General features: G+C 72.6%; 14 protein-coding genes and 2 pseudogenes. 12 read left to right on the top strand and 4 right to left on the bottom strand.

All coding sequences use genetic code 11. The features are described from left to right. Positions 1–30: 30 nt before the first annotated feature. Positions 31–1713: a glutamine synthetase family protein gene (locus ACIBCM_RS22960; protein WP_399246010.1), complete on the bottom strand. Its 1683-nt coding sequence runs from the start codon at positions 1711–1713 to the stop codon at positions 31–33. Between the two features lie 251 nt (positions 1714–1964). On the opposite strand from ACIBCM_RS22960, the gene ACIBCM_RS22965 reads away from it, so the two are divergent. From ACIBCM_RS22965 to ACIBCM_RS22980, 4 genes are all read left to right on the top strand, one after another. After that, positions 1965–2777: an acetoacetate decarboxylase family protein gene (locus tag ACIBCM_RS22965; protein ID WP_399246012.1), complete on the top strand. Its 813-nt coding sequence runs from the start codon at positions 1965–1967 to the stop codon at positions 2775–2777. Between the two features lie 159 nt (positions 2778–2936). Continuing rightward, entirely contained in the window at positions 2937–4406 is a 1470-nt protein-coding gene (locus ACIBCM_RS22970; RefSeq protein ID WP_399246014.1) for an aldehyde dehydrogenase family protein, read from the top strand. Beyond that, positions 4399–5337: a 3,4-dihydroxyphenylacetate 2,3-dioxygenase gene (locus tag ACIBCM_RS22975; RefSeq protein WP_399246016.1), complete on the top strand. Its 939-nt coding sequence runs from the start codon at positions 4399–4401 to the stop codon at positions 5335–5337. The genes ACIBCM_RS22970 and ACIBCM_RS22975 overlap by 8 nt, the downstream gene beginning before the upstream one ends. Further along, on the top strand, positions 5334–6179 hold the full coding sequence (locus tag ACIBCM_RS22980) for a fumarylacetoacetate hydrolase family protein (RefSeq protein ID WP_399246018.1): 846 nt from the start codon (positions 5334–5336) through the stop codon (positions 6177–6179). The genes ACIBCM_RS22975 and ACIBCM_RS22980 overlap by 4 nt, the downstream gene beginning before the upstream one ends. Positions 6180–6510: 331 nt before the next feature. Here ACIBCM_RS22980 and ACIBCM_RS22985 read toward each other — a convergent pair whose 3' ends face one another. The 3 genes and pseudogenes from ACIBCM_RS22985 to ACIBCM_RS22995 form a co-directional block, all read right to left on the bottom strand. Beyond that, entirely contained in the window at positions 6511–7242 is a 732-nt protein-coding gene (locus tag ACIBCM_RS22985) for a gamma-glutamyl-gamma-aminobutyrate hydrolase family protein (RefSeq protein ID WP_399246020.1), read from the bottom strand. Positions 7243–7773: 531 nt separating this feature from the next. Continuing rightward, positions 7774–8340, bottom strand: a pseudogene (locus ACIBCM_RS22990) (MarR family winged helix-turn-helix transcriptional regulator); the annotation flags it as partial. Between the two features lie 703 nt (positions 8341–9043). Then, the gene (locus tag ACIBCM_RS22995; RefSeq protein WP_399246022.1) at positions 9044–9955 is read right to left on the bottom strand and encodes a ParB/RepB/Spo0J family partition protein; all 912 of its coding nucleotides are present in this window, start codon (positions 9953–9955) and stop codon (positions 9044–9046) included. Between the two features lie 151 nt (positions 9956–10106). On the opposite strand from ACIBCM_RS22995, the gene ACIBCM_RS23000 reads away from it, so the two are divergent. From ACIBCM_RS23000 to ACIBCM_RS23035, 8 genes and pseudogenes are all read left to right on the top strand, one after another. Continuing rightward, positions 10107–13823 carry an AfsR/SARP family transcriptional regulator gene (locus tag ACIBCM_RS23000; protein WP_399246024.1) on the top strand — a complete coding sequence of 1239 codons (3717 nt, stop codon included), beginning with the start codon at positions 10107–10109 and terminating at the stop codon, positions 13821–13823. 221 nt (positions 13824–14044) lie between these two features. Then, on the top strand, positions 14045–14461 hold the full coding sequence (locus ACIBCM_RS23005; RefSeq protein ID WP_399246026.1) for a cell division protein SepF: 417 nt from the start codon (positions 14045–14047) through the stop codon (positions 14459–14461). Between the two features lie 93 nt (positions 14462–14554). Beyond that, positions 14555–15712, top strand: a complete 1158-nt coding sequence (locus ACIBCM_RS23010) for an AAA family ATPase (RefSeq protein WP_399246093.1) — start codon at positions 14555–14557, stop codon at positions 15710–15712. Next, positions 15709–16059 (top strand): nucleotide pyrophosphohydrolase, encoded by a 351-nt coding sequence (locus tag ACIBCM_RS23015; protein WP_399246028.1) that lies wholly within the window; start codon positions 15709–15711, stop codon positions 16057–16059. Before ACIBCM_RS23010 ends, ACIBCM_RS23015 begins: the two co-directional genes overlap by 4 nt. A 512-nt stretch (positions 16060–16571) precedes the next feature. Then, positions 16572–17087, top strand: a pseudogene (locus ACIBCM_RS23020) (DUF6099 family protein); the annotation flags it as partial. A gap of 1042 nt (positions 17088–18129) precedes the next feature. Continuing rightward, complete coding sequence (locus ACIBCM_RS23025) at positions 18130–19053, top strand: LLM class F420-dependent oxidoreductase (RefSeq protein WP_399246030.1); 924 nt, start codon at positions 18130–18132, stop codon at positions 19051–19053. 4 nt (positions 19054–19057) lie between these two features. After that, a complete protein-coding gene (mmuM, locus tag ACIBCM_RS23030) occupies positions 19058–20023 on the top strand; it encodes a homocysteine S-methyltransferase (RefSeq protein ID WP_399246032.1) in 966 nt (321 codons plus the stop codon). A 655-nt stretch (positions 20024–20678) separates the two neighbouring features. Further along, a complete protein-coding gene (locus tag ACIBCM_RS23035) occupies positions 20679–21383 on the top strand; it encodes a hypothetical protein (protein ID WP_399246034.1) in 705 nt (234 codons plus the stop codon). The last annotated feature ends 168 nt before the right edge of the window (positions 21384–21551 follow it).

Consider the following 21551-nt stretch of genomic DNA (forward strand, 5'->3'; position numbering starts at 1 on the left):
TTCCCTCGAAGGTGTGGTTTGGGGAGGGGGTCAGAGCATGCGGGCGTACTCGCGGAACTCCCAGTCGGTGACCGCGCGTTCGAAGCGTGAGAGCTCCTCGCGCTTCAGGGCGACGAAGACCTCGGTGAACCGGGAGCCGAGCGCGTCGGCGAGCACGGTGTCCCGGTCGAGGGCGGCGAGGGCGTCACGGAAGGTGGCGGGGAGCACCGTGCTGTGGGGATCCAGGGAAGGGGGAGGGATGAGATCGCGTTCGATGCCATCCAGACCGGCGGCGAGAAGGGCCGCGACGACGAGATACGGATTGGCGGCGCCGTCGGCGGCGCGGACCTCGATCCGGGTGCCGGAGCCCCGCTCCGGAGGGATACGGACGTAGGCGGTCCGGTTGTCGTGGCCCCAGTTGGCCGTGGTGGGTGCGAGGGAGTCCGCCGAGGCGAGCCGTTTGTAGGCGTTGACGGTGGGGTTGAGGAGGGCGGTGAGGGCCGGCGCGTGTTCCAGGACGCCCGCCAGAAAGGACCGCCCGAGGCCGCTGAATCCGTCGTCGGCGTCGGGAGCCGCGAGGAGATTCCCGCCGTCGGCGTCCACCAGTGACAGATGGACGTGCTGGCCGCTGCCCGCCTTGCCGGTGAACGGCTTTCCCATGAACGTGGCCCGCAGTCCGTGTCCCGCCGCGATCTCCTTGACGGCGTACTTGAAGAGAAAGGCGCGGTCGGCGGCGTCCAGGGCGGGACCGTGGGTGTGGTTGATTTCGAACTGCCCGCCGCTGAACTCCTGGTTGCCGGTCAGGACGCCGAGCCCCAGCGTGTGGCACTCCCGGATCAGCAGGGGCAGCAGCAGTTCGGGGTCATGGGCCGCGCCGACGGTGTATCCGGCCGTGTCGTGTCCGCAGTAGCCGCGCCAGCCCGGGGGCGTGGCCGGTTCCGGGGCCAGCAGATAGAACTCCAGCTCCGGCGCGGCGACGGGGTGCAGGCCCCGGCGGGTCAGCCGCTCGACCTGTCGGCGCAGCAGACCGCGCGGGTCCAGCTCCAGCGGGGCGTGGGAGCCGCCGGAGCCGAGGAGGTCGGCCAGGACGTACGCGGTCTTCGGGGCGTAGCCGGGGACGGCGACGGTGCCCGGGTCGATCCGGGCACGGGCGTCGGGCCAGCCGCTGCCCGAACTCTCGGGCACCTCCAGCGGGTTGCCCGCGAGATCGGTGACCAGGACGGCCTGGCAGAAGGAGAGCCCCGGCCCGGCGAACCGGGTCAGCTCGCCGATATGGACGTCCTTGCCACGGGCCACTCCATGGAGATCGCTCCACAGCACACGGACGAGGTCGATGCCCTCGGACGCGAGCCGGTCGGCGAGCGCGGCGAGCCCGTCCGGGGCGCGGTTGCCGGGAGCGGGGGCGCCCTGGGCCCGGCCGTTCGCGTTCGCGGGGTGGTCCGGGCCGGGGCCGGCGAGGTCGCCGGAGGTGCCGGGGGTATGTCCGGGCGGGGTGGCGCCGCTGAGGAGTGCGGGGCTGTCCGGGGGCCGGTTGCCCGGAGCGCGGTCGTCTGAGGTGCGGCTGCGGGGGTCGGTGCCGTCCGGGGTGTGGTCGTCGGGGGTGGCGCGGTAGTCCGAGGCGGGAGCGAGGGGGTGGCCGGAGGCGGCCGGGGTGTGCCCGGCCGGGGCGGGGGTTCCCGGGACACGGGGACCGCCCGGGCCGGAGGGCGGGGCGGGGAGGTGGCGGTCGGACACGGCGTGCTCCATTCCGGCTCGTCCGGGCGGCCCATGGTCCGTCCAGCGGCCGGTCCGGGGCGGTCCGGCGGAGCTGTCCGGTTGTCCGGAGGTTGCTGACAGTGCTTCAGGGGGTTCTGTTTGGGGTCAAACGTATGGGGTGTCCACCGGGCAGGCAAGCCTTGTGCGGGCATTGTTCGCGAGCTTCGCCCCCGGGGTTGACGGCAGGTGTCCGGGCATGTTGATTTGGATCCAAACGAATAGGAGGCATCGTGCCCCCGACCTATGGTTTCTTCCACCCCAGGACGGCGACGGGCGACTCGTCCCTGATCCCCGCACCCCCGTGGCGCTACTCCGGGGACCTCCTCACGATCGAGTACCGCACCGACCCGGCGCGGGTGCGCGAACTGCTGCCCGAGCCGCTGGAGCCGGCCGAGGAGGACCCCGGGGCCGTCGCCCTCATCTGGGCGGACTGGCAGTCCTGCTCCGACTCGCGCGCGGAACTGCTCGATCCCGTGCGTGCCCAGTACAAGGAGGCGTTGGCGGTCGTCCGCTGCGGCTTCCGGGGCCGGACGTACTCCCGCTGTGTCCACATCTGGGTCGACAAGGACTTCGCGATGGCCCGCGGGCTGCACCAGGGATATCCGAAGAAGCTGGGCTCCATCCACCAGACTCGGCCCCATCCGTACGGCCCCGCCCCGCGGATCGAGCCGGGCGCGCGCTTCGGCGCTACGCTCGCGGCGGCCGACCGGCGGCTCGCGCAGGCCGTGGTCACACTGCGGGAGCCCTCCGCGACCGGCGGCTTCGTCAACGCCCACCCCATGGCCCACCACCGGCGGCTTCCGTCCATCGAGAAGGGCCGGGGCCCGGCTCTCGACGAACTGGTCGAATCGGGCGCCGCGCAGGTCGAGGCCGGGCAGGCATGGCGCGGCGACGCGGAACTGGAACTCTTCGACTCGCCGACGGAGGAACTGGCCCGGCTGGAGATCCACGAGCCGATAGCGGCGTACTTCCAGCAGGTGGGCGTGGTCTGGGACGGCGGCCGGGTGCTGGAGCGGACGGGGTCCGCACATGCGACGCGCTGAGCGGGCGCGCTGCATACGGGTCCTTGCGGCAGCCCTGCCTCGTACGCGGGCCCTGGTGGGAGCCGAGCCTTCGGGCCCCCGGTCCTCGGCCGCCGGACGGGCCGGGCCGTGGCCACCGCAGTCCGCCGGACTCATCACCTCCCCGAGGAGCCTCACGTCATGACCGCCAGGACCACCGTGGCCGGTGTGCCCGTCGACACCCGTCACTACATCGACGGGCAACGGATCGCCTCCGCCCGCACCTTCGCCGATGTCTCACCCGTCGACGGCAGCCCGCTCGGCGCGATCGCCCGTGGTACGGCCGCCGAGACCGAAGCCGCCGTCGCCGCGGCGAAGGCCGCGTTCCCCGGCTGGGCGGCGACCGGGAGAGCCGAGCGCGCCCGGATTCTGCGGGCGATCGCCGACGGCGTCGACAAGCGTCTGGAGGACCTCGCTCTCGTCGAGACCCATGACAACGGCGCGCTCCTGCGCTCCCACCGCCGGGGGGTGATGCCCCGCGTCGCCCACAACTTCCGCTTTTTCGCGGACCGGTTGCTCTCCCTCGGCCAGGAGGACTTGACCACACGGGGCCACACCAACCGGGTGTCCTGGGACCCCGCCGGCCCTTGCGCGCTGATCACCCCCTGGAACGCACCCCTGATGCTCGCCACCTGGAAGATCGCCCCCGCGCTCGCCGCCGGCAACACCGTGGTGCTGAAGCCCGCCGAATGGTCCCCGCTCACCGCGTCGCTCCTCGCGGACATCACGGCCGGGGCCGGACTGCCTCCGGGCGTGCTGAACGTCGTCCAGGGATACGGTTCCGAGGCGGGCGCCGCGCTGGTCGCGCATCCGGACGTGCGCCGGATCAGCTTCACCGGCTCGGTGGCCACGGCCCGTACGATCACCGCCGCGGCCGCCGCCCATCTCACCCCCACCAGCCTTGAACTGGGCGGAAAGTCCCCTCTGCTCGTCTTCGCCGACGCCGACCTCGATCTCGCCGCGGACCTGGCCATCGAGCAGTACGACAACGCCGGACAGGTCTGCCTCGCCGCGACCCGGCTCCTCGTGGACGAGCGGATCGCGCAGGAGTTCACCCGCCGGTTCACCGAGCGGGCGGCCTCCCTCGTCCAGGGGGATCCGCGAGAGGAGTCCACCGATATCGGCCCGGTCGTCCACGCCCGCCAGCTCGCGAGGATCGACGGTTTCGTCCGGCGGGCCCTCGCGTCCGGGGCACGGGCCGTGATCGGTGGCGGGCCCCACACCGGTCTGGGCGGTCTGTACTACCGCCCGACGCTGCTCACGGACGTCGCACAGGACAGCGAGATCGTGCAGGAGGAGGTCTTCGGTCCCGTCCTGACGCTCCAGACCTTCCGTACGCAGGAGGAGGCGGTCGCCCTCGCCAACGACACCCGTTTCGGGCTCGCCGCCACCGTCGTCACCGGGGACCGTGAGCGCGCCGGCCGGGTCACCGCACAGCTGGTGGCGGGCACGGTCTGGGTCAACTGCTTCTTCGTACGCGACCTCAGAGCGCCCTTCGGCGGCTCGCGCCTCTCCGGTGTGGGCCGCGAGGGCGGCACCTGGAGCTTCGACTTCTACTGCGACGTCAAGAACACCGTGACGGCGCCGGGGGGATGGCGGGACCATGGGTGAGATCGTCGGCGCGGGACTGCTCTCGCACGTCCCGACCATCGTGCTCCCGGAGGCCGACCGGCGAGCGCTCAACGGAGGCCGGGAGATCAGCCTCGTCACCGGACTGCGGCAACTGCGCCGGGACGTCTTCGACCGTACCGACTACGACACGGTCGTCGTCCTGGACTCGCACTGGGCCACCACGGTCGAGTTCGTCGTCACCGCCCACGGCCGCCGCTCCGGGGTGTTCACCTCGGAGGAACTGCCGCGCGGGATGCGGCGTATGCCGTACGACTTCCCCGGCGATCCCGAACTCGCCCGCACCGTCGCCCGGTTCGCCCGGAAACACGGCACCTGGATCACCGCGATCGACGACCCCTGGCTGCCGATCCACTACGCCACGCTCAATCTGTGGAAGTTCCTCGGCGAGGGATTGCCCGACCGGCGCTGGATCAGCATCGGCGTCTGCCAGACCGGTGACCCGGAGGACCATCTGCGCCTCGGCCGCGCCCTCGCCGACGGAATCGCGGCGACCCCCGGCCGGGGAGTGCTGGTGATCGCCTCCGGCGCGCTCTCCCACACCTTCTGGCCGCTGCGAGAACTGCGCGAGCACGAGGCCGGAGACCCTTCCCATATCTTCACCGCCGCGGCCGCCGACGCCGACCGCGAGCGCATCGACTGGTTCACGGAAGGCCGCCACGACGAAGTCCTGCGGACGATGCCGGAGTTCGCCCGGTTCCGTCCCGAGGCCCGGTTCTCCCACTATCTGATGCTGGCCGGAGCACTCGGCGAGGAACGCTGTACGGCCAGGGCCCGCCAGTACGGGGAGTACGAGAACGCCATCGGCACCGGCCAGGCGCATCTGTGGTTCGACCGCCCGGCCGCCGGCTGGACCGGTTCCATGACCGGCGCCCGGACCGTATCCCGGGATCAGGAGGGCCGAACACCATGACCGAGTACCGCCGTGTCCTTCTCGACGGCGCTGTCGTCGAGACCGTCCGGGAGGGCGGTGACCTGGTCGCCGGTGACGGCCGTCGCGTCCCGGCCGAGGGGCCCGCACATCTGCCGCCCGTGCTCCCCACCAAGATCATCGCGGTCCATCTCAACCACCGAAGCCGTGTGGAGGAGTTCCGGATACGGCTGCCGGACACTCCCACGTACTTCCATAAACCCGTCTCGTCGCTGAACGCGCACGGCGGCGCGGTCGTCCGGCCCGAGGGCTGCCACTGGCTCAACTACGAGGGCGAGATCGCCATCGTCATCGGCCGCACCTGCCGCAACATCGCACCGGAGGAGGCGGGGGAGTACATCGGCGGCTACACCCTCGCCAACGACTACGGCCTGCACGACTTCCGCGACACCGACGCCGGTTCCATGCTGCGCGTCAAGGGGGCGGACACCCTCTGCCCGCTCGGCCCGGGGCTGGTCACGGGCTGGGACTTCCGGGACAAGCGGTTGCGTACGCTGGTCAACGGCGAGGTGGTCCAGGACGGTTCGACCGACGAGATGCGGTGGGACATGCACTATCTCGTCGCCGATATCGCCCGCACCATCACCCTCGTACCGGGTGATGTCCTGCTCTCCGGTACGCCCGCCGGCTCACGGCCGGTACAGCCCGGAGATGTGGTGGAGGTGGAGGCCGAGGGACTCGGCCGGCTCAGAAACCATGTCGTCGGGGGTCCGGCAGGCATCCGCAGGGATGTCGGAGCCCAGCCCGCCGCGTCGGAGGAGGTGCTCTCGACGGCGCTCGGCGGGGACTGGGAGTTCCGGGGGATTCGCCCGCCGAGACGGTAGGGGCGTGGGGGCCGGTGCCCGCCGGGTGACCGCGCGGGGCAATCCCTGAGCCCGCCGGCACCCCCCGGCCCGCCGGGAGTCGTTGCCGGGGTCGCCGGCGTCGGCGACGGCCGCCGTGGGCCCGGTCCGGGCCCGGCCTGGTGACCCGTGACCGTGAGCGAGTGGCCGTGGCGCGCCGATCGCGCGAGCCTGTTCCCGGAGCCCGGAGCCCGGAGCCCGGAGCCCGGAGCCCGGAGCCCGGAGCCCGGAGCCCGGAGCCCGTGAGTCGCGGTGGCGGTGCGTGTTCTCAGTGCGTGCGTACGGCCCATGGGTACGGCCCGGTGGCGGTCCGTCACGGCGAGCCCGTCGCCGCTCCGATCAGCGCGTCGAAGATCCGCTGCTGCGCGGGGTCGTTGTGCGCGGTGTCCTCGGGGTGCCACTGGACGGCGGTCAGCCAGCCCTTCGCGCCGACGAGTTCCAGCGCCTCGGGAGTGCCGTCGGCGGCCCGCCCGGTGATGCGCAGCCCTTCGCCTAGCCGGTCGATCCGCTGGTGGTGGTAGCAGGACGCCTCGGCCTTCTCGCCGCCGATGATCCGGGAGATCCGGGAGCCGGGCCTCAGGGTCACCGGGTGGATCATCTGTCGGTGCTCCGCAGCGGGACCGCCCATGTCCTGGCACAGGGTCCCGCCGAGCACGGTGTTGAGGACCTGGAGCCCCCGGCAGACGGCGAGCAGGGGGATCCCCGAGCGCAGGGCCTGGCGGGTGACCTCGAAGTCGAAGCCGTCCTGCTCGTCGTTCATGTCGTACAGCCGCTCGTGCCGGTCGCCGTCGTCGGTGTAGCGATGCGGGGAGATGTCACCGCCGCCCGGCAGCAGGACCCCGTCGAACCGGCGCAGCCGGGCGGCGACGTCGGCCGCGTACGCGAACCCCCCGGGGGCGTACGGATGGATGGTGACGGGCTCGCCGCCGGCCCGCCACACCGCCTCGACGAGCGCGCGGGCGCTGACCTCGGCCGCGTACCGCAAGGCGGAGGCGGCGGCGGAGAATCGGGCGGGTATCGCGATGAGGGGTCTGGGAAGGGTCACAGAGGATCCAAGTCGTCTTCGGTCACGTCGTGTTCGGACGGAGTCTGCTCCAGGGCGCGGGGAACCTTGTGGGCGTGGCGCGGTGGGTCCTCGGGGGATGGTCAGTCACCCCGGATATAATTTGAGGTCAAACGATAGGTCGGGATCGTATGGTGTGACCCGATCAATGGGCAAGGGTTCCGCACGACCGGCGGTGAGCGGGTTGTCGTGGAGGTGACCACGCCCGGACCCGTATCCGGACTCGCACCCGGACGGGAACACCCGCGGACACGGACCGGCCATTGAGAGCCCATGGACGGGGACCGGGTGTGTCAGCCGGTGGATACGGACCGGAGGTGAGCACCGGCGGACGCGACCGGAGGTGTGACACCGACGCGGACCGGGTGCGGTCGCACCGGAGCGCCGGAGTTCGTGAGCCGTCCCGCGGGGTCAGCTCACCGGACCCTCGCCCGGCGCCGCCGGACCCGGATCCTCCGTACCCGACGGCCGTCGCCGTCCGGCCGGTACCGGCCGGGCACGACGGGCCGTGTCCCGGCGGCGCCGGCCGCTGCGGCGGGGGACCGGGGGCTCGCCGCCCAGCAGTTCCTCGCGGCGCTGCTCGCCATGTGTCTCGATCTGTACCACCACCTGACGTAGTGCGTCCGCCGTCCGGCGGCACTCCTCATCGGTGAGCCGTCCGGCGACGAAGTCCTCCTCCGCGTTGAATTCCGGGAACAGCCTCCTCATCAGCGCCTCGCCCTCATCGGTGAGCGCCAGCAGGACCCGGCGACCGTCGGAGGGGTGCTCCGTGCGGCTGACCAGGCCACGGGATTCCAGCGTCCGGGCGACACCCGTCAGCGTGCCCTTGGAGATGCCCGCCTCCTCCGCCACCAGGCGCGTCTCCATCTCGCCCCAGATCCAGACGACCCACAGCACCACGAAGCCGGTCCAGGTCAGATCGGAGCCGCGCAGTACGGAGTTCTCCACATGCTGGCGCACCGCCGCCGCTGCGCGGTGGATATTGCCCACCATGGCCATCTGATCGTGCCGGATCGGAGTGTCTCCCAGCTTTGCCCGGATCATGCGCTCCGTCTCGGCAATGGGTCGCTGAGCAGGCACGAACCCTCCTCTGACTGATGGCTGACCGCATCGTTCGGGTTCAAATCATAGGTGCCCGGCGCCGGCGGTCGGGGGACGGCCGCCGCCCGGAGGGTGCGGACCCGCCTGCGCCTACGGACGGCGCCGGGGGTGAAGGCCGCCTCCACCGCCTCGGCGGACACGGACGGTGCAGGTCGGGGGTGTGGACGGATATGCCTCCCGGCGGTTGGGGGTGGACGTACGGGGCCCACGGCCGGACGGCGCGTGGAGCGGTCCCGGGCGGGCGGATCCCCCGATCGTCCGGGCCCGGTGGGGTGAGCTCGGTGAGGTGGGCCCCGACCCTCCCGGACGGGGGGAGTCCGGTTGGGTCGGGGCCGGTGGGCACCGGCGCCCTGGCCCTGACGCGGGCCGAGGGCGCCGGAACCGGCTCGGTGGGTGCGACAGACGCAGGTGCCCGTACCGCACGAGGCCGAACGCGGCCGTGAGTGGGCAGAAACGGATACGAGCGGCTGTCGGCACGAGGCAGCGCGGGTGAGCGCGGCCGGTGCGGATGCGGATCGGTGCCATGGACCGATGCCATGGACCGGTGCCATAGACCGGTGTGGCCATGAACCCGGCTGCCACCGTTCGGTACGGCCACCGAACGGCACGGCCGAGACTGGCGCGGTGCCGGGACCGGTCACCGATCGGCGGGGGCCCGGGAGCGGCGTGGGCGGAGCCGTACTCAGACCCGCCGGGGTGTCACCAGCCGTGCCGCGCGAGCCTCCTTCTCGGCCTCCTGCCAGAGCCGGCGCAGCATCCGCGCCCGTTCGGCGGGCCGCATCCGGGAGATCGCGATCTCCGCACAGGCCACGCCGTCGGACCACGGCATCGTCACCACGGCCCGCTGCCGGGGAATGGCCGACAGCCCGGCCGGCTGCGGCACCGTCTGCCGGAGCCGGGAATCGGCGGCCCGGGTCTCCGCGGTCCTGGACTCGGAGGCGGCGGCCCGGGCGTCGGCCCGCTGCTTCTGCTGCTGCGGACTGAGGCGGGAGAGATTGCGGACATGGACGACCTTCCGGCGCCCCGCGAGCAGATCGGCCTGGAGCTCGGGACCGAGTTCCAGTACGGAGAGCTTGGAGGAGATCGTCGACTGGGCGATACCGAGGCGCTTGGCCGCCTTGTTCTGGGAGCCGTAGAACTCGACGAGCTTCTTCAGCGCGTGGGCCTGCTCCAGCGGGTTCATGTCATCGCGATGAACATTGGCGACGAACGCGGCTTCGAGCAGCGAGCGGTCCGTGGAGACCAGCGCGTCGTCCACGCTCACGCGGACATGGGTGAGCCCGGCGAGCCGGGCGGCTTCGAGACGACGGTGGCCGTCGACAACGATGTAGCGCGCCTGCGGATCGAGTTCGACCGCGCGCCCCGGCCGTTCCCGTACATACGCTTCGACGGAGGCGACGGTGATGGCGTTGACAAGGCCGATCTCTCGGATACTGGTGGTCAGCGGCTGGAGGTCTCTCAGTGCCTCGCGCGGGTTGTCCGGGTTCTGGCCGATCCAGGCCAGGGGGAGCTCGGACGGCTGCAGGGCGCCGGCTTCGGCGTGAAAGCGAGTGCGGTCGATCCGGTCGTCGATCTGGGACATCTCGGAGGACATGCTGATGGACACCTTCCTCTTGCCTGCCGCCCGAGCCCCCCGTGTTGAGCCCGAGCAGGCTGGCAAAGTCGCAGAAATCACCGGCCACGGGCTGGCCAAGTACTTGCCAGGCGCTTGCCATGGAGCAGGGTGATTGCGGAGGATTCACCGCATGACCGGTGGGGGAATGCGGTTTCGTGTTCTGGGTGGCCTGGAGTGGCTGTCCCATGGGGGTTCCCTACGGATCGGGCGCCGTCGTGAGCGCTTGCTGCTGGGCCTGCTGCTGCTCGACATCGGCCGGGTGGTTCCCGCCCACCGGCTGATCGATCTGCTCTGGGACGAGGGGCATCCGCCGACGAGCGCGCGGGGCAGCCTCCAGGTGCATGTCTCGCGGCTGCGCGGGCGCTTTGTCGAGGAGAGGGCCGAGGAGCACGGCTTCGCCCTGCTCAAGGGCAGCGACGGCTATATGGTCGACGGCGATCCGAGCGCCGTCGACCTGCACAGATTCCGTATGTCGCTCCGGCGGGCGGAACGCACCGACAGCCATGCCGAGCGGCTGCGGGTGCTGGAACTGGCCCTTGCCGACTGGGGCGGTCCCGTGCTGGCCGGAACCGCTTCGGACGGACTGGTCCGCCGGCTCGGCACCGGATTCGACGAGTCCTATCTCTCTGCCATCACCCAGCGCGCCGAGGCCCGGCTCGCCCTCGGCCACCGTGAACTCGTCCTGGAGGAACTCGCCCGCGCCACCGCGGAGCACCCGCTCCACGAACGCCTCGCCATGCTCCGCATGATCGCGCTCTACCGCGCCGACCACCGCGGAGAGGCACTGGAGGTCTACAACGAGACCCGTGCCCGGCTCGCGGAGGACCTGGGCCTCGACCCGGGCGCGGATCTGCGGCGCGTACAGAACATGATCCTCCACGCGGATCCGCGGCTGCTGGAGGACGCCGTGGTGCCGGGGACCGAGCGCGGCCGGACACCGGCCGGCCGCAGGCCCGGCGCGGCCCCCGGGCTGAGGCACGACCGGGACCGGTGGCCGGAGCCCACATGGCCTGAATCGGACCGTTTGGATTCGGCCACCCGCCCCCGCCCCGTTCCGCGCCCGGAGTCGGAGCAGGCGCCCGCCCCCGGGCGTACCTCGGCCGCCACCCCCGCGAGGACGGGCACCGCCACGGCGGCGGACGGCGGCGCGCGGGAGAGCGGTACCTCCGGCACGGGGGACGGTCCGCGCCCCTGGGCAAGCGCTTCCCCGGACAGGCCGCTGCGCCCCGCGCTGGGCCGCCCCGAGGCCGAGTCCGTACAGCGCCAGTCGAGAACCGGTGCGTTCATCGGCCGGTCCCAGGAACTGGAGCAGCTCACCGCGCTCGCCGCCGAGGCCCGGGGCGGCTCCGGCGTCCTGATGATCGTGGGGCCCGCGGGCAGCGGGAAGACAGCGCTTGCTCTCCAGTGGTGCCGGGGCTCCGAGGACGCCTTCGGCGACGGCCAGCTCTTCCTCGATCTGCGCGGCCACAGCCACGAGACCCCGATGAAGCCGGGGGAAGCGCTTTCGGGGCTGCTGCGCGCGCTCGGCGTTCCGTACCAGGACGTCCCGCGCGATCCGGCCGACATGGCGGAGCTGTACCAGCGCACCCTGGCCGACCGACGGGTCCTGATCGTCCTCGACAACGCCGAATCGGCGGACCAGGTGCGCCAGTTGCTGCCGTACGACTCCGGCTGTCTCGCCCTGGTGACCAGCCGCAACCGCCTCGGCTCGCTGATCGTGTCCCATGGCGCGTCCATGCTGCCGCTGCGCCCGCTGGACTCCGGCGAAGCCCAGGATCTGGTCCGCAGTGTGGTCGGTGCGCGCCGGGCCCTCGCCGAGCCCGAGGCGCTGGCCGACCTCGTAGCCATCTGCGGCCGGAGCCCGCTCTCGCTGCGGATCGCGGCGGCGAACCTCGCGCTCCACCCCGACAGCCGGATCGCCGACCACGTCCGGGAGCTGCGGTCCGGCAATCCGCTGGAGAGCCTGACGGTCGCGGGGGACCCCGACTCGGCCGTACGCAGAGCCTTCGAGCTGTCCTACCGGCGCCTCGAACCGGAGGAGCGGGACGCCTTCCGGATGCTGGGCCTGCTGCCGGGGCCCGCGACGACGGTGGCCGCCGTGGCGGCGCTGCTGGGGCGTACGTTCGCGTCCGCCGTCCATGTACTCGACCGGCTCTTCGCGGAGCACCTGGTGGAACGCGTCGGCCAGGACCGGCTGCGGCTCCACGATCTGATCTGGTGGTACGCGCGGCTGCTGGCGGACGCCGCTGAACCCGCCCCCGCGCACCGGGCCGCCCGCCGGCGGCTGCTGAGCTGGTACGCGGACTCGGCGGACGACGCGGCCCGCTGTCTGTATCCGCAGATACTGCGGCTGGACGTCGAGCCGGTGGACGCGCAGGCGCGGCCCGCCCGGTTCGACGATCCGCAGCTCGCCGCGGACTGGTTCGACGCCGAGCACACCCATCTCGTCCGGCTGATCGTGACCGAGGCGGAAGCACCGTCGCAGGCGCGTCCGGTCGCGGGGGCGGAGCCGCTGCCCGGGGAACGCGCCGCGGAACGGGCGGTGCAGGTGGAGGGCGGTGACGGTGGCTCCGCAGCCGCCTCCGGCCCCCGTATCACCTCCGACCCGGATACCGCCTCCGTATCACCTACGGTTTTCGAGCCGGGTCCACCGTCCGGTCGGGGACCGGGGAACGGAACCGGCGACGAGCCCGATCCGACCGTCTGGATACTCGCGGACACCCTGCGCGGCTACTACTGGCTCCGCCACAACACCGACAATTGGACGACCGTGGCCTCGGTCGCACTGCGGACCGCGCATCACGCCGGTGATTTCCGGGGCCAGGCCGCCGCCCACCAGAGTCTGGGGCTCGTCAGCTTCACCATCGGCGATCTGGAACGGAGCCGGAGCCACTTCCAGCAGGCCATACAGCTGGCACGGCGGGCGGGCTGGGGTGCCTGCGAGTCGGTCGCCCTGTCCAATCTGGGCGGGGTCTCCGCCGATCTCGGACTGCTGAACGAGGCGGCGGAGTACTACGACCGGGCCATCAGGCTCGACCGCAGGCTGCGCCGTACCCCGTCCCAGACGCTGCTGGGCCTGGGTGAGGTGCTGCACGGCATGGGCCGCCTCGGGGAGGCGGAACGGCTGTGCCGGCGCGCGCTCGCCCTCTCCCACCAGCTCTCCGCGCCCGACAGCATCTCCCAGGTCAGCTGCACCCTGGCCACGATCTCCCTCGACCTCGGGGAACTGGTCGAGGCGCAGGACCTGGCCACCACCGCCCGCCAGGGCTTCCAGGCCATCGGCAATCTCGCGGGTGAGGCCCAGGTGCACAGCGTCATCGCCATGATCGGGGCGGAGGCGGGCGACGGCCACGGCGCCCTGCGGGCCGCGCTGACCGCGTGCCGGCTCAGCCGGAGATCGGGCCGGCCGCACCTCGGGCTGGACGCGATGATCGCCATGGGGCACGCCCGCTATCAACTCGGCCAGTACGAGCGCGCCTTCGAGCACTTCCGTATCGCCCGCCGGACCGCCGAGGAGATCGGCCACCTCAAGGGACGCATCATGGCCCTGCTCGGCCTCGGCGTCTGCGCGGTCAGGGGCCGCAGACCGCTGGAGGGGCTGTGTTACGCGGCCGACGCGCTGACGCTCGCTCAGGAGGCCCAGCTACGGCTCCAGGAGGGCAGATCGCATGCCGTCATCGCCCTGGCGCAGGCTGCCTGCGGCGACCCCGAGGCCGCGGAGCGCGCCGGACGGCTGGCGGAGGACATCTACGCAGGCACGGGATACCGGCCGCTGCACTCGCCGTTCGGCCGCCCGACGGAAGGTCTGCATCCGGCGGATGGATATGTCGAGTTGTCGCTTCCCTAGGGGTGCCGGTCCCTCGGAGTGCCGGTCACCAGGAGTGCCGGGCGTCCGACACCCGGGCCCGGTGGGGCGCCCGGCCCGGCGCGGCCCGGCCGGTCGGCCGGGAGAACCGGGCAGAAGGTGCCCGGCGGTCGAAACCGGGACGGGGGCCCGGTGGCCGATACGTGCGCGGCCCATCCGTGTCGCTGTTGGGCCGAACGGGTGAGGAACGCCAGGATGGATGTATGAGTAGGTACGAGAGGTACGACGTCACCGACGAGCAGTGGGAGGGCCTGGCGCAGGTCGTACCGTTGCGCGGCCGTGACGAGTGGCCGTCGAGGGTCGACCACCGCACCGTCCCCCAGGGCTACGCGGCCGCCGAGCAACGCCGATTCGTCGTGCTGAGGGTGCAGGTCTTCGCCGACGCGCGCGAGGTCGCCGAGTACCTCATCGCCCAGATCCCGGTGCTGCTCGATCTCACGAGCGCGGACAGTGATGTGGCCAAACGCATCCTGGACTTCAGCAGCGGTGTCGTCTTCGGTCTCGGCAGCGCGATGCACCGGGTGGACCGGAATGTATTCCTCCTGGCACCGGCGGGCACGGAGGTCGAGGGGATCGCCGCGGCCACGGGTACCTTCCAGCGGCCCACCCCCCGCAACTGAGGCTTCTCACAAGCCCGTCGCCCGTTCGTAGGAAGCTCGCCGAGGTGTAACGGTTCGGCGTGGCCGGTGCTGCGTACCGTCCGGATCATGGACATGGACACTCCGGCGGGAAGCGTGCGTGGCACCGGCCCCACGGTCACCACCCGCCCCACGGTCACCGAATTACGGCTCTCCGCGTTCCGGACACACCGCGGGGCGGTCTTCCCCCTCAGCGGGCTGACGCTCTTCGCCGGTGCGAGCGGCAGCGGCAAGTCGAGCGCGCTCCAGGCGTACGAGGCCCTGGCGCGGCTGGCCGCGGGCGACGGGCTCCGGGACGCCTTCCCCGAACCTGAATCCTGCGTTCCGGAGTGGGCGGGCGCCGACGCCGAGGGGCGGCGGGGATTCAGGATCGGCTGTACGGTCGACGGCCCGGCCGGTCCCGTACGCCTCGATCTCGCCGTCCAGGCGGAACCCGGCCTCCGTATCGTCGGTGAACGGCTCACCTGCGACGGCCGGACCCTGCTGACCACGGCGCTGCGCGACCCGGGGCGCTCCTCGGTCCAGGCCGCCTGGCTCACGGCCGGATCCGCCTCGGTGACCCGCGGGCCCCTGCCCGACGACCGGCTCGGCACGGCCCTGCTGCCCCTGCGTGTGGCGGGCAGGACGGAGGGACAGCTGCGGGTCCTCGCGGCGGCGGAGCAACTCGTGGTGGGACTCCGCTCGGTCTTCGCCTGCGACCCCCAGCCGCGCGGGATGCGGCGTCCGGTGGTTCCGGGCGACGGCAGGCTGCGCGGCGGCTGCGACAACCTCGCCGAGGTGCTGCACCGCACCCGGAACCAGTGCACGCGGCGCCATGCGCGGCTGACCGCCGCCGCTCGCACCGGCTGCTCCGGCGAGGTCGCCGATCTGACCGTCGAGGAGCTGGCCGACGGGACGTTGCGCGCGCTGCTCGGCCGGGACGGCGGACGCGGGACGCCCCTCGCGCGGCTCGGCGAGGGTGAGCTGAGGTTCCTGGCGCTCGCGCTGGTCCTGCTCACCGGGCCGGGGGTGCTCGCGATGGACCAGGCCGCGGAGGTCCCGGCCGCCTATCAGTCGCTGACCGTCCTCGCGGACGGCTTCGACCGCTGCCTCGATGCGGGGCAGGCGCGCGAACTGGTCTCCCTGGCCGCGGAGATGGCGGCGCGGGGGCATGTACGGCTGGTGGGGGCCGTCTCCGACGCCTCGTTCGCACGGGGGGTGAACGGGGTGACGGTGGTAGACCTGATGCCGTGACGGATGAGAACGGTCGTCCCGGAGACGACGCACTGGACGTGGCCGGACTCCAGCGCAGACTGGCCCAGTTCGCCGAGGCACGGGGCTGGGGGCCCTACCACACCCCGAAGAATCTGGCGGTGGCGCTGAGCGTCGAGGCGGCCGAACTGGTCGAGATCTTCCAGTGGCTGACGCCGGAACAGTCGGCGCGGGTCATGGACGAGGAGGAGTCCGCCGATCGCGTACGGGACGAGGTGGCGGATGTGCTGGCGTATCTGCTGCAGTTCTGCGAGGTGCTCGGGGTGGACGCGCTGGCCGCGCTCTCCGCCAAGATCGACCGGAACGAGATCCGCTTTCCCGCGCCGTGAGATCGGGCCTCGGGAACGGGCCCGGGTAGGGGGGCCGGGCGGGTGTCCTGCGGGGCCGGGCGGGTGCTGCGCGGGTCTGTGTGCGTTCGGCCGGCGGCGGGGCGGGCGGGCTCGTTTCGGTGGAGTTCGCGGGTGGTACGGGCTCGTGGTCGGTGGCGCGGGCGGTACGAGCTCATGGTCGGTGGCGCTCGCGGTCGGGTCGCCATCGGCTTGCCGTCGGTTCGAGGCGACTTCTTGTTGGTTTCGGGGCCCGTTCGGGGCCGGCTCGAGGTCGGTTCGGGGTCGGTGTGTGATCGGGGGTGCGGTGCCGGGTCCTTGGCGGTCCGTGGTCCGGAGGGCCGGGCGGATGAAGGGCTATCGATCATGGTTTCGTCACTCTCCGGAGTCATTGACTTATCCACAACCGGCTTGCTGTCCACAGATTTCCGAATTCCCCTGGTGTTTGGGCTCAATGACCTTCACGCTGGGTAATGAACTAGTGGGCAGGACGTCGTACGAACGGGGGCGCGTACATGGACGCGGAACGACTCATCGACATGAGCCGGCACGCCTTGGCACAGAGCCGCGCGGTGCCGGATGTCGTGGCGGAGGCATGGCAGGGCCAGGCCCTGGCACAGGCGGTCGGCGGCTGGCTGGCGGTGCACGGCCCGCTGGAACTGAGGGCCGACGCGCGGGGTCTCTGCGAGATCGGAGGTCAGGGCCTGGGGTCGCTCGATCATCCAGGCGTGCGCGCCGGCGGGATCAGGGCCTCCCTGCTGTCCGGTGTGGCGGACCCGCGGGGGACGCTGACCCGGCTGGGAGCACTGCTGGGCGATGTCGGTATCGCCCTCGTCGGGGTGGCGTGTGCCACGGACGAGGAAGGGCTGTACTGGCAGTGCATCGAGGCGATGGACGCGGCCGACGAGTCGAACGACCGGGTGCGGGCGATGCTGCGCAGACTCGCTGCGAAGGATCTTGCGGTGCGCGATGTGGGCAGAGCTCCGGGCACGGTCAGGGAGAGAGCGGGCCCTTCCCATGAAGGCCCGGCGGGTGACGGGCGCTCGCGGGACGCGTCGGGCCCGGTCGGCGGCGGCAGCGGGCAGGCCGGGGGGCGGAGTGCCGCCCGGGGACCGGGCGGTGTCGGCCCTCCTCGGGACGGTGCGCGTTCCCCGGGCGAGACCGGCGCCGTGGGGGAGTCGTCCGGCACGGCGCGGGAGCGCCGGGACCCGGTGAGGGACGGCTCCGGTCCTGCACGGGAGGACGGCCCTTCCGGTACGGAGCGGCCTGACGCGTCCGAGGCGTCGTACGTTCCCCGGCCGCCGCCCCGGCCCGGTGGCCTTGGGGATCCTCCCGGCACCGGCGGTCCGGGGTCCGGTGGCGCCCGACTCCGTTCCGGGGCCCTTCTTGGCACCGGCGGCCCGGGTGATCCCCTGGCGGGCAGGGGTCCGGTGGAGGCCCCGGACACAGTGGACTCGGCGGCGGGTCCATCGTGACCGGGCCCTCCGCCGGCCGGGGCGGCGAGGGGCGATGTCGAGACCCCTGCGGGCGGACCCCTGGCCCGGTGTTCCGGCGGTTCGGCGTGCCGGCGTCCCGCCGGTTCGGTGGCCCGGCGTTCCGGCACAGGGACCGGGCAGGCCTCGGCCGGTGAGGACCCGGAGGCCCGGGGCGGGCGGTGACGCACCGGCGGCGGAGCCCGGCCGTCGGACCCGGCCGGGTGTCTGTGACATGGGGTACGCGGTCGGCGACCGGGCCGGAGGCGAGGGACCGTGGTGGCTGGGGTACCGGCGGGTCGGCGACCGGGTTCCGGGCTGCCGGACCTTGGGGTGCCCGGGGCCCGGGCGTGTACCTCGCGGTCTGGTCCGGCGGGCCCCGGCCTGTTCTCGGCGCACAGGCAAGGGACGGCCGGACCTTCACACCGTTTTGCGGACGCGTGACCGTCCTCGCGAGGGCCTGCGGAGCACCCGTCGGCAGGTGGCGAGGTGGCGGTTGTCAGGGTGGGTGGCGCGGGGCCGCGGTTTCACCCCACCGAGCCGGTGGGGGCCTGGCCGGGGCGGCGGGGTCGGGTGGTGTTCGAAGGTGCAGGATGGATGTATGGATCTTCGAATCTTCACCGAGCCCCAGCAAGGGGCGAGCTACGACACCCTGCTGACCGTTGCCAAGGCCACCGAGGACCTCGGGTTCGACGCGTTCTTCCGCTCGGACCACTATGTGGCGATGGGGAGCGCCGACGGGCTGCCCGGGCCGACCGACGCCTGGATCACGCTGGCCGGGCTGGCTCGGGAGACCCGGCGGATCCGCCTCGGCACGCTGATGACGGCGGGCACCTTCCGGCTGCCGGGGGTGCTGGCCATCCAGGTCGCCCAGGTTGACCAGATGTCGGGCGGCCGGGTCGAGCTGGGGCTCGGCGCCGGATGGTTCGAGGAGGAGCACCGGGCGTACGGCATCCCGTTCCCCAGGGAGAAGTTCGCCCGGCTGGAGGAGCAACTGGCGATCGTCACCGGGCTGTGGGCGACGGAGCCGGGCAAGAAGTTCTCGTATGAGGGCACCCACTACCAGCTGACCGACTCGCCCGCGCTTCCCAAGCCCGTCGAGGGCAGGGTGCCGGTGCTGATCGGCGGACACGGGGCCACCCGCACTCCGAGGCTGGCCGCGCAGTACGCGGACGAGTTCAATATCCCGTTCGCCTCGATCGAGGACAGCGAGCGGCAGTTCGGCCGGGTGAAGGCGGCGGCCGAGACCGCCGGACGGGCGCCGGACGACCTGGTGTACTCGAACGCCCTGGTCGTCTGCGTGGGCAAGGACGATGCCGAGGTGGCCCGCCGGGCCGCCGCGATCGGACGGGAGGTGGATGAGCTGAAGGCGAACGGGCTGGCCGGATCGCCCGCCGAGGTCGTCGACAAGATCGGCCGGTACGGGGCGATCGGCGCCTCGCGGATCTATCTCCAGGTCCTCGATCTGCACGATCTGGACCATCTGGAGCTGATCTCGGCCCAGGTCCAGTCACAGCTGGGCTGATCCGGTGCGCCCCGCGCGTACGCTCGCCGAGGCCCTCGCCGGGGGCACGGTCGTGCTCGACGGCGGGCTCTCCAACCAGTTGGAGGCCCAGGGGTGCGATCTGTCGGACCGACTGTGGTCGGCGCGGCTCCTCGCCGACGACCCCGGACAGATCGAGACGGCGCACCGGGCCTATGCGAGGGCGGGGGCGCGGGTGCTCATCACCGCTTCCTATCAGGCGACCTTCGAGGGGTTCGCCCGGAGGGGCGTGGGGCGGGAGGAGGCCGCCGGGCTGCTGGCCCGCAGTGTGCGTCTGGCGCGGAAGGCGGGCGGGACGACGGAGGAGGAGGTGTGGGTCGCGGCCTCGGTGGGGCCGTACGGCGCGATGCGGGCGGACGGCAGCGAGTACCGCGGCCGGTACGGGCTGTCGGTGTCCGAGCTGGAGCGCTTCCACCGGCCCAGGATCGAGGCGCTGGCGGCTGCCGGACCCGATGTGCTCGCGCTGGAGACGGTGCCGGACGTGGACGAGGCGGAGGCGCTGCTGAGGGCGGTCGAGGGCTGCGGGGTGCCCGTATGGCTCTCGTACACCGTCAGCGGGGGTCGTACCCGTGCCGGACAGGGCCTTGCGGCGGCCTTCGGGCTTGTCGCGGGGCTCGACCAGGTGGTCGCCGTGGGCGTGAACTGCTGTGAGCCGCAGGAGGTGCTGCGGGCCGTGGAGTCGGCGGCGGAGGCCGGTGGCAAGCCGGTTGTCGTCTATCCCAACAGCGGTGAGGTGTGGGACGCCGGAGCACGGGCGTGGCGAGGCCGGCCCGCCTTCGTCCCGGCCGCCGACCCCGCTCGGATACGGGGCTGGGAGGCGGCCGGGGCCCGGCTGGTCGGCGGCTGCTGCCGGGTCGGCCCCGGAGCCATCGGCGAGCTGGCCGCGCTCATCCGGCCCGGTGGCGCCGCACCCGGCGGCCCGGCGGGCAGCCGGAACCGTCAGGAGGAGTAGGGCCACCCGAGCCGTACAGGGCCCGCCCCGGCGCCAGGGCGGGCCCCGTCGAGGACGACCCGGGCCGCCTCACCGCGCGGGAGCGCGGTACTGCGGACCAGGCGGTCGACGACGGCGCCCGGGCGGGCAGCCCCGGACAGTCCCGCCGGGCAGGACCACTTGTATCGTCCGCCGGAGCACGTCCACCCGGACCGTCCGGCCGGGCAGGACCATCTGTACCGTCCGGCCGAGCATGAACATCCGGACCGCTGAGCGGGGCGGGACCGTCCGGACGGCCCGGACGCGTAGGCCCGGCCCGTACCGCCCGTTGGAACGGGACCGCCCGGGCCGTCCGGAGGCGTGGGCGCGCCCCCGCTGTCCGCCCGGGCAGGACCATCCGGGACCGTCCGGAGGCATGAGCAGGGCCGGCCCGTTCGGCGGAGTGGGACCGGTCGTACCGTGCGTCACAGCGGGATCATGCGTACCGATGGGCAGATCAGGGCCGCCCGGACTGAGCGGAATTGCCAACTCCGTTGCTTTTCACGGCACTTGCCATGAGAAGTGCGATGGTCGGGTGTTTTCTGTCACCGGCCTTCGGGCATCGATTCGGTGCGTCCGGGGCGGGGTGGTGAGGCCGTCCGTCCGCCCGGATCTGATCTGGCCGAGAGGTGGGGGTATGGGGTCGGAAGTCACCGCAAACATATTCGTCAACGCTTTCAACGCGCTGGGGCGGGACACCGAGATGGCGCGGAGGGGCGCCGCGGGATACGACACCCTCGCCGGGTGGCGGGCGTCCCAGACGACACAGGTCGCCCTGGCCGGAGGGGCCGCGATGGCCGTGCCCGGAGCGCATCTCGCCGCGCTCACCGCGGATGTCGGCTTTCTGCTGCACAAGATGTCGATCTGCGCCTGGGGGATCGGTTTCAAGCTGGGGGCGTCGGTGGACGCCGAGGACGATCTCGCCGTCATCCTGGGGCTGTGGGCGGGAGCGCTGGAGCCCGACGCGCTGAGCGTGACCTCCGTCGGCGCGGGCGCGTCCGCGGGCTGGATCGTCTTCAACGCCCATTACCCGACGTATGGCGCCGCGGTCATGGCCAAGGCGCTGGCGGCCGGTACCGGGGCGGGGGTCTCCACCGTGGGCGCCAAGATCGCGGGGAAGAAGGGCGGCAAGGCCCTGGCCAAGCTGAGCAAGCCGTTCATCCAGAAGATCGCCCAGAAGGTCGCCGTGAAGTTCTCCGCGATCCTCGGGTCCAAGGCCGTCACCGGAGCGGTTCCGCTGCTCGGCGCGCTGGCGGGTGCGGGGGTGAACGCCTACTTCCTGCAGAAGTTCGCCGACGCCGCGGAGACGTACTACCGGGAGAAGGTCACCAGGGGCGGCTGAACCCCCGCCGTTGCCTGCCGCAGTCCGCCGTTCCCCGCCGCGCCCGAGTCGTCACCTGCCGTCGGCGGGGCCGGAGGGGCCCGGTGGGGAGGCGGCCGGCCGTGAGCGAGCCGTCCGGTGCGCCGGCCGGCCGGGCACCGGGGGCCGGCCGAGGGGATAATCGAGTTT

The organism is Streptomyces sp. NPDC051018 (assembly GCF_044456085.1).
In the GTDB taxonomy this organism is placed as follows: Bacteria; Actinomycetota; Actinomycetes; order Streptomycetales; family Streptomycetaceae; genus Streptomyces.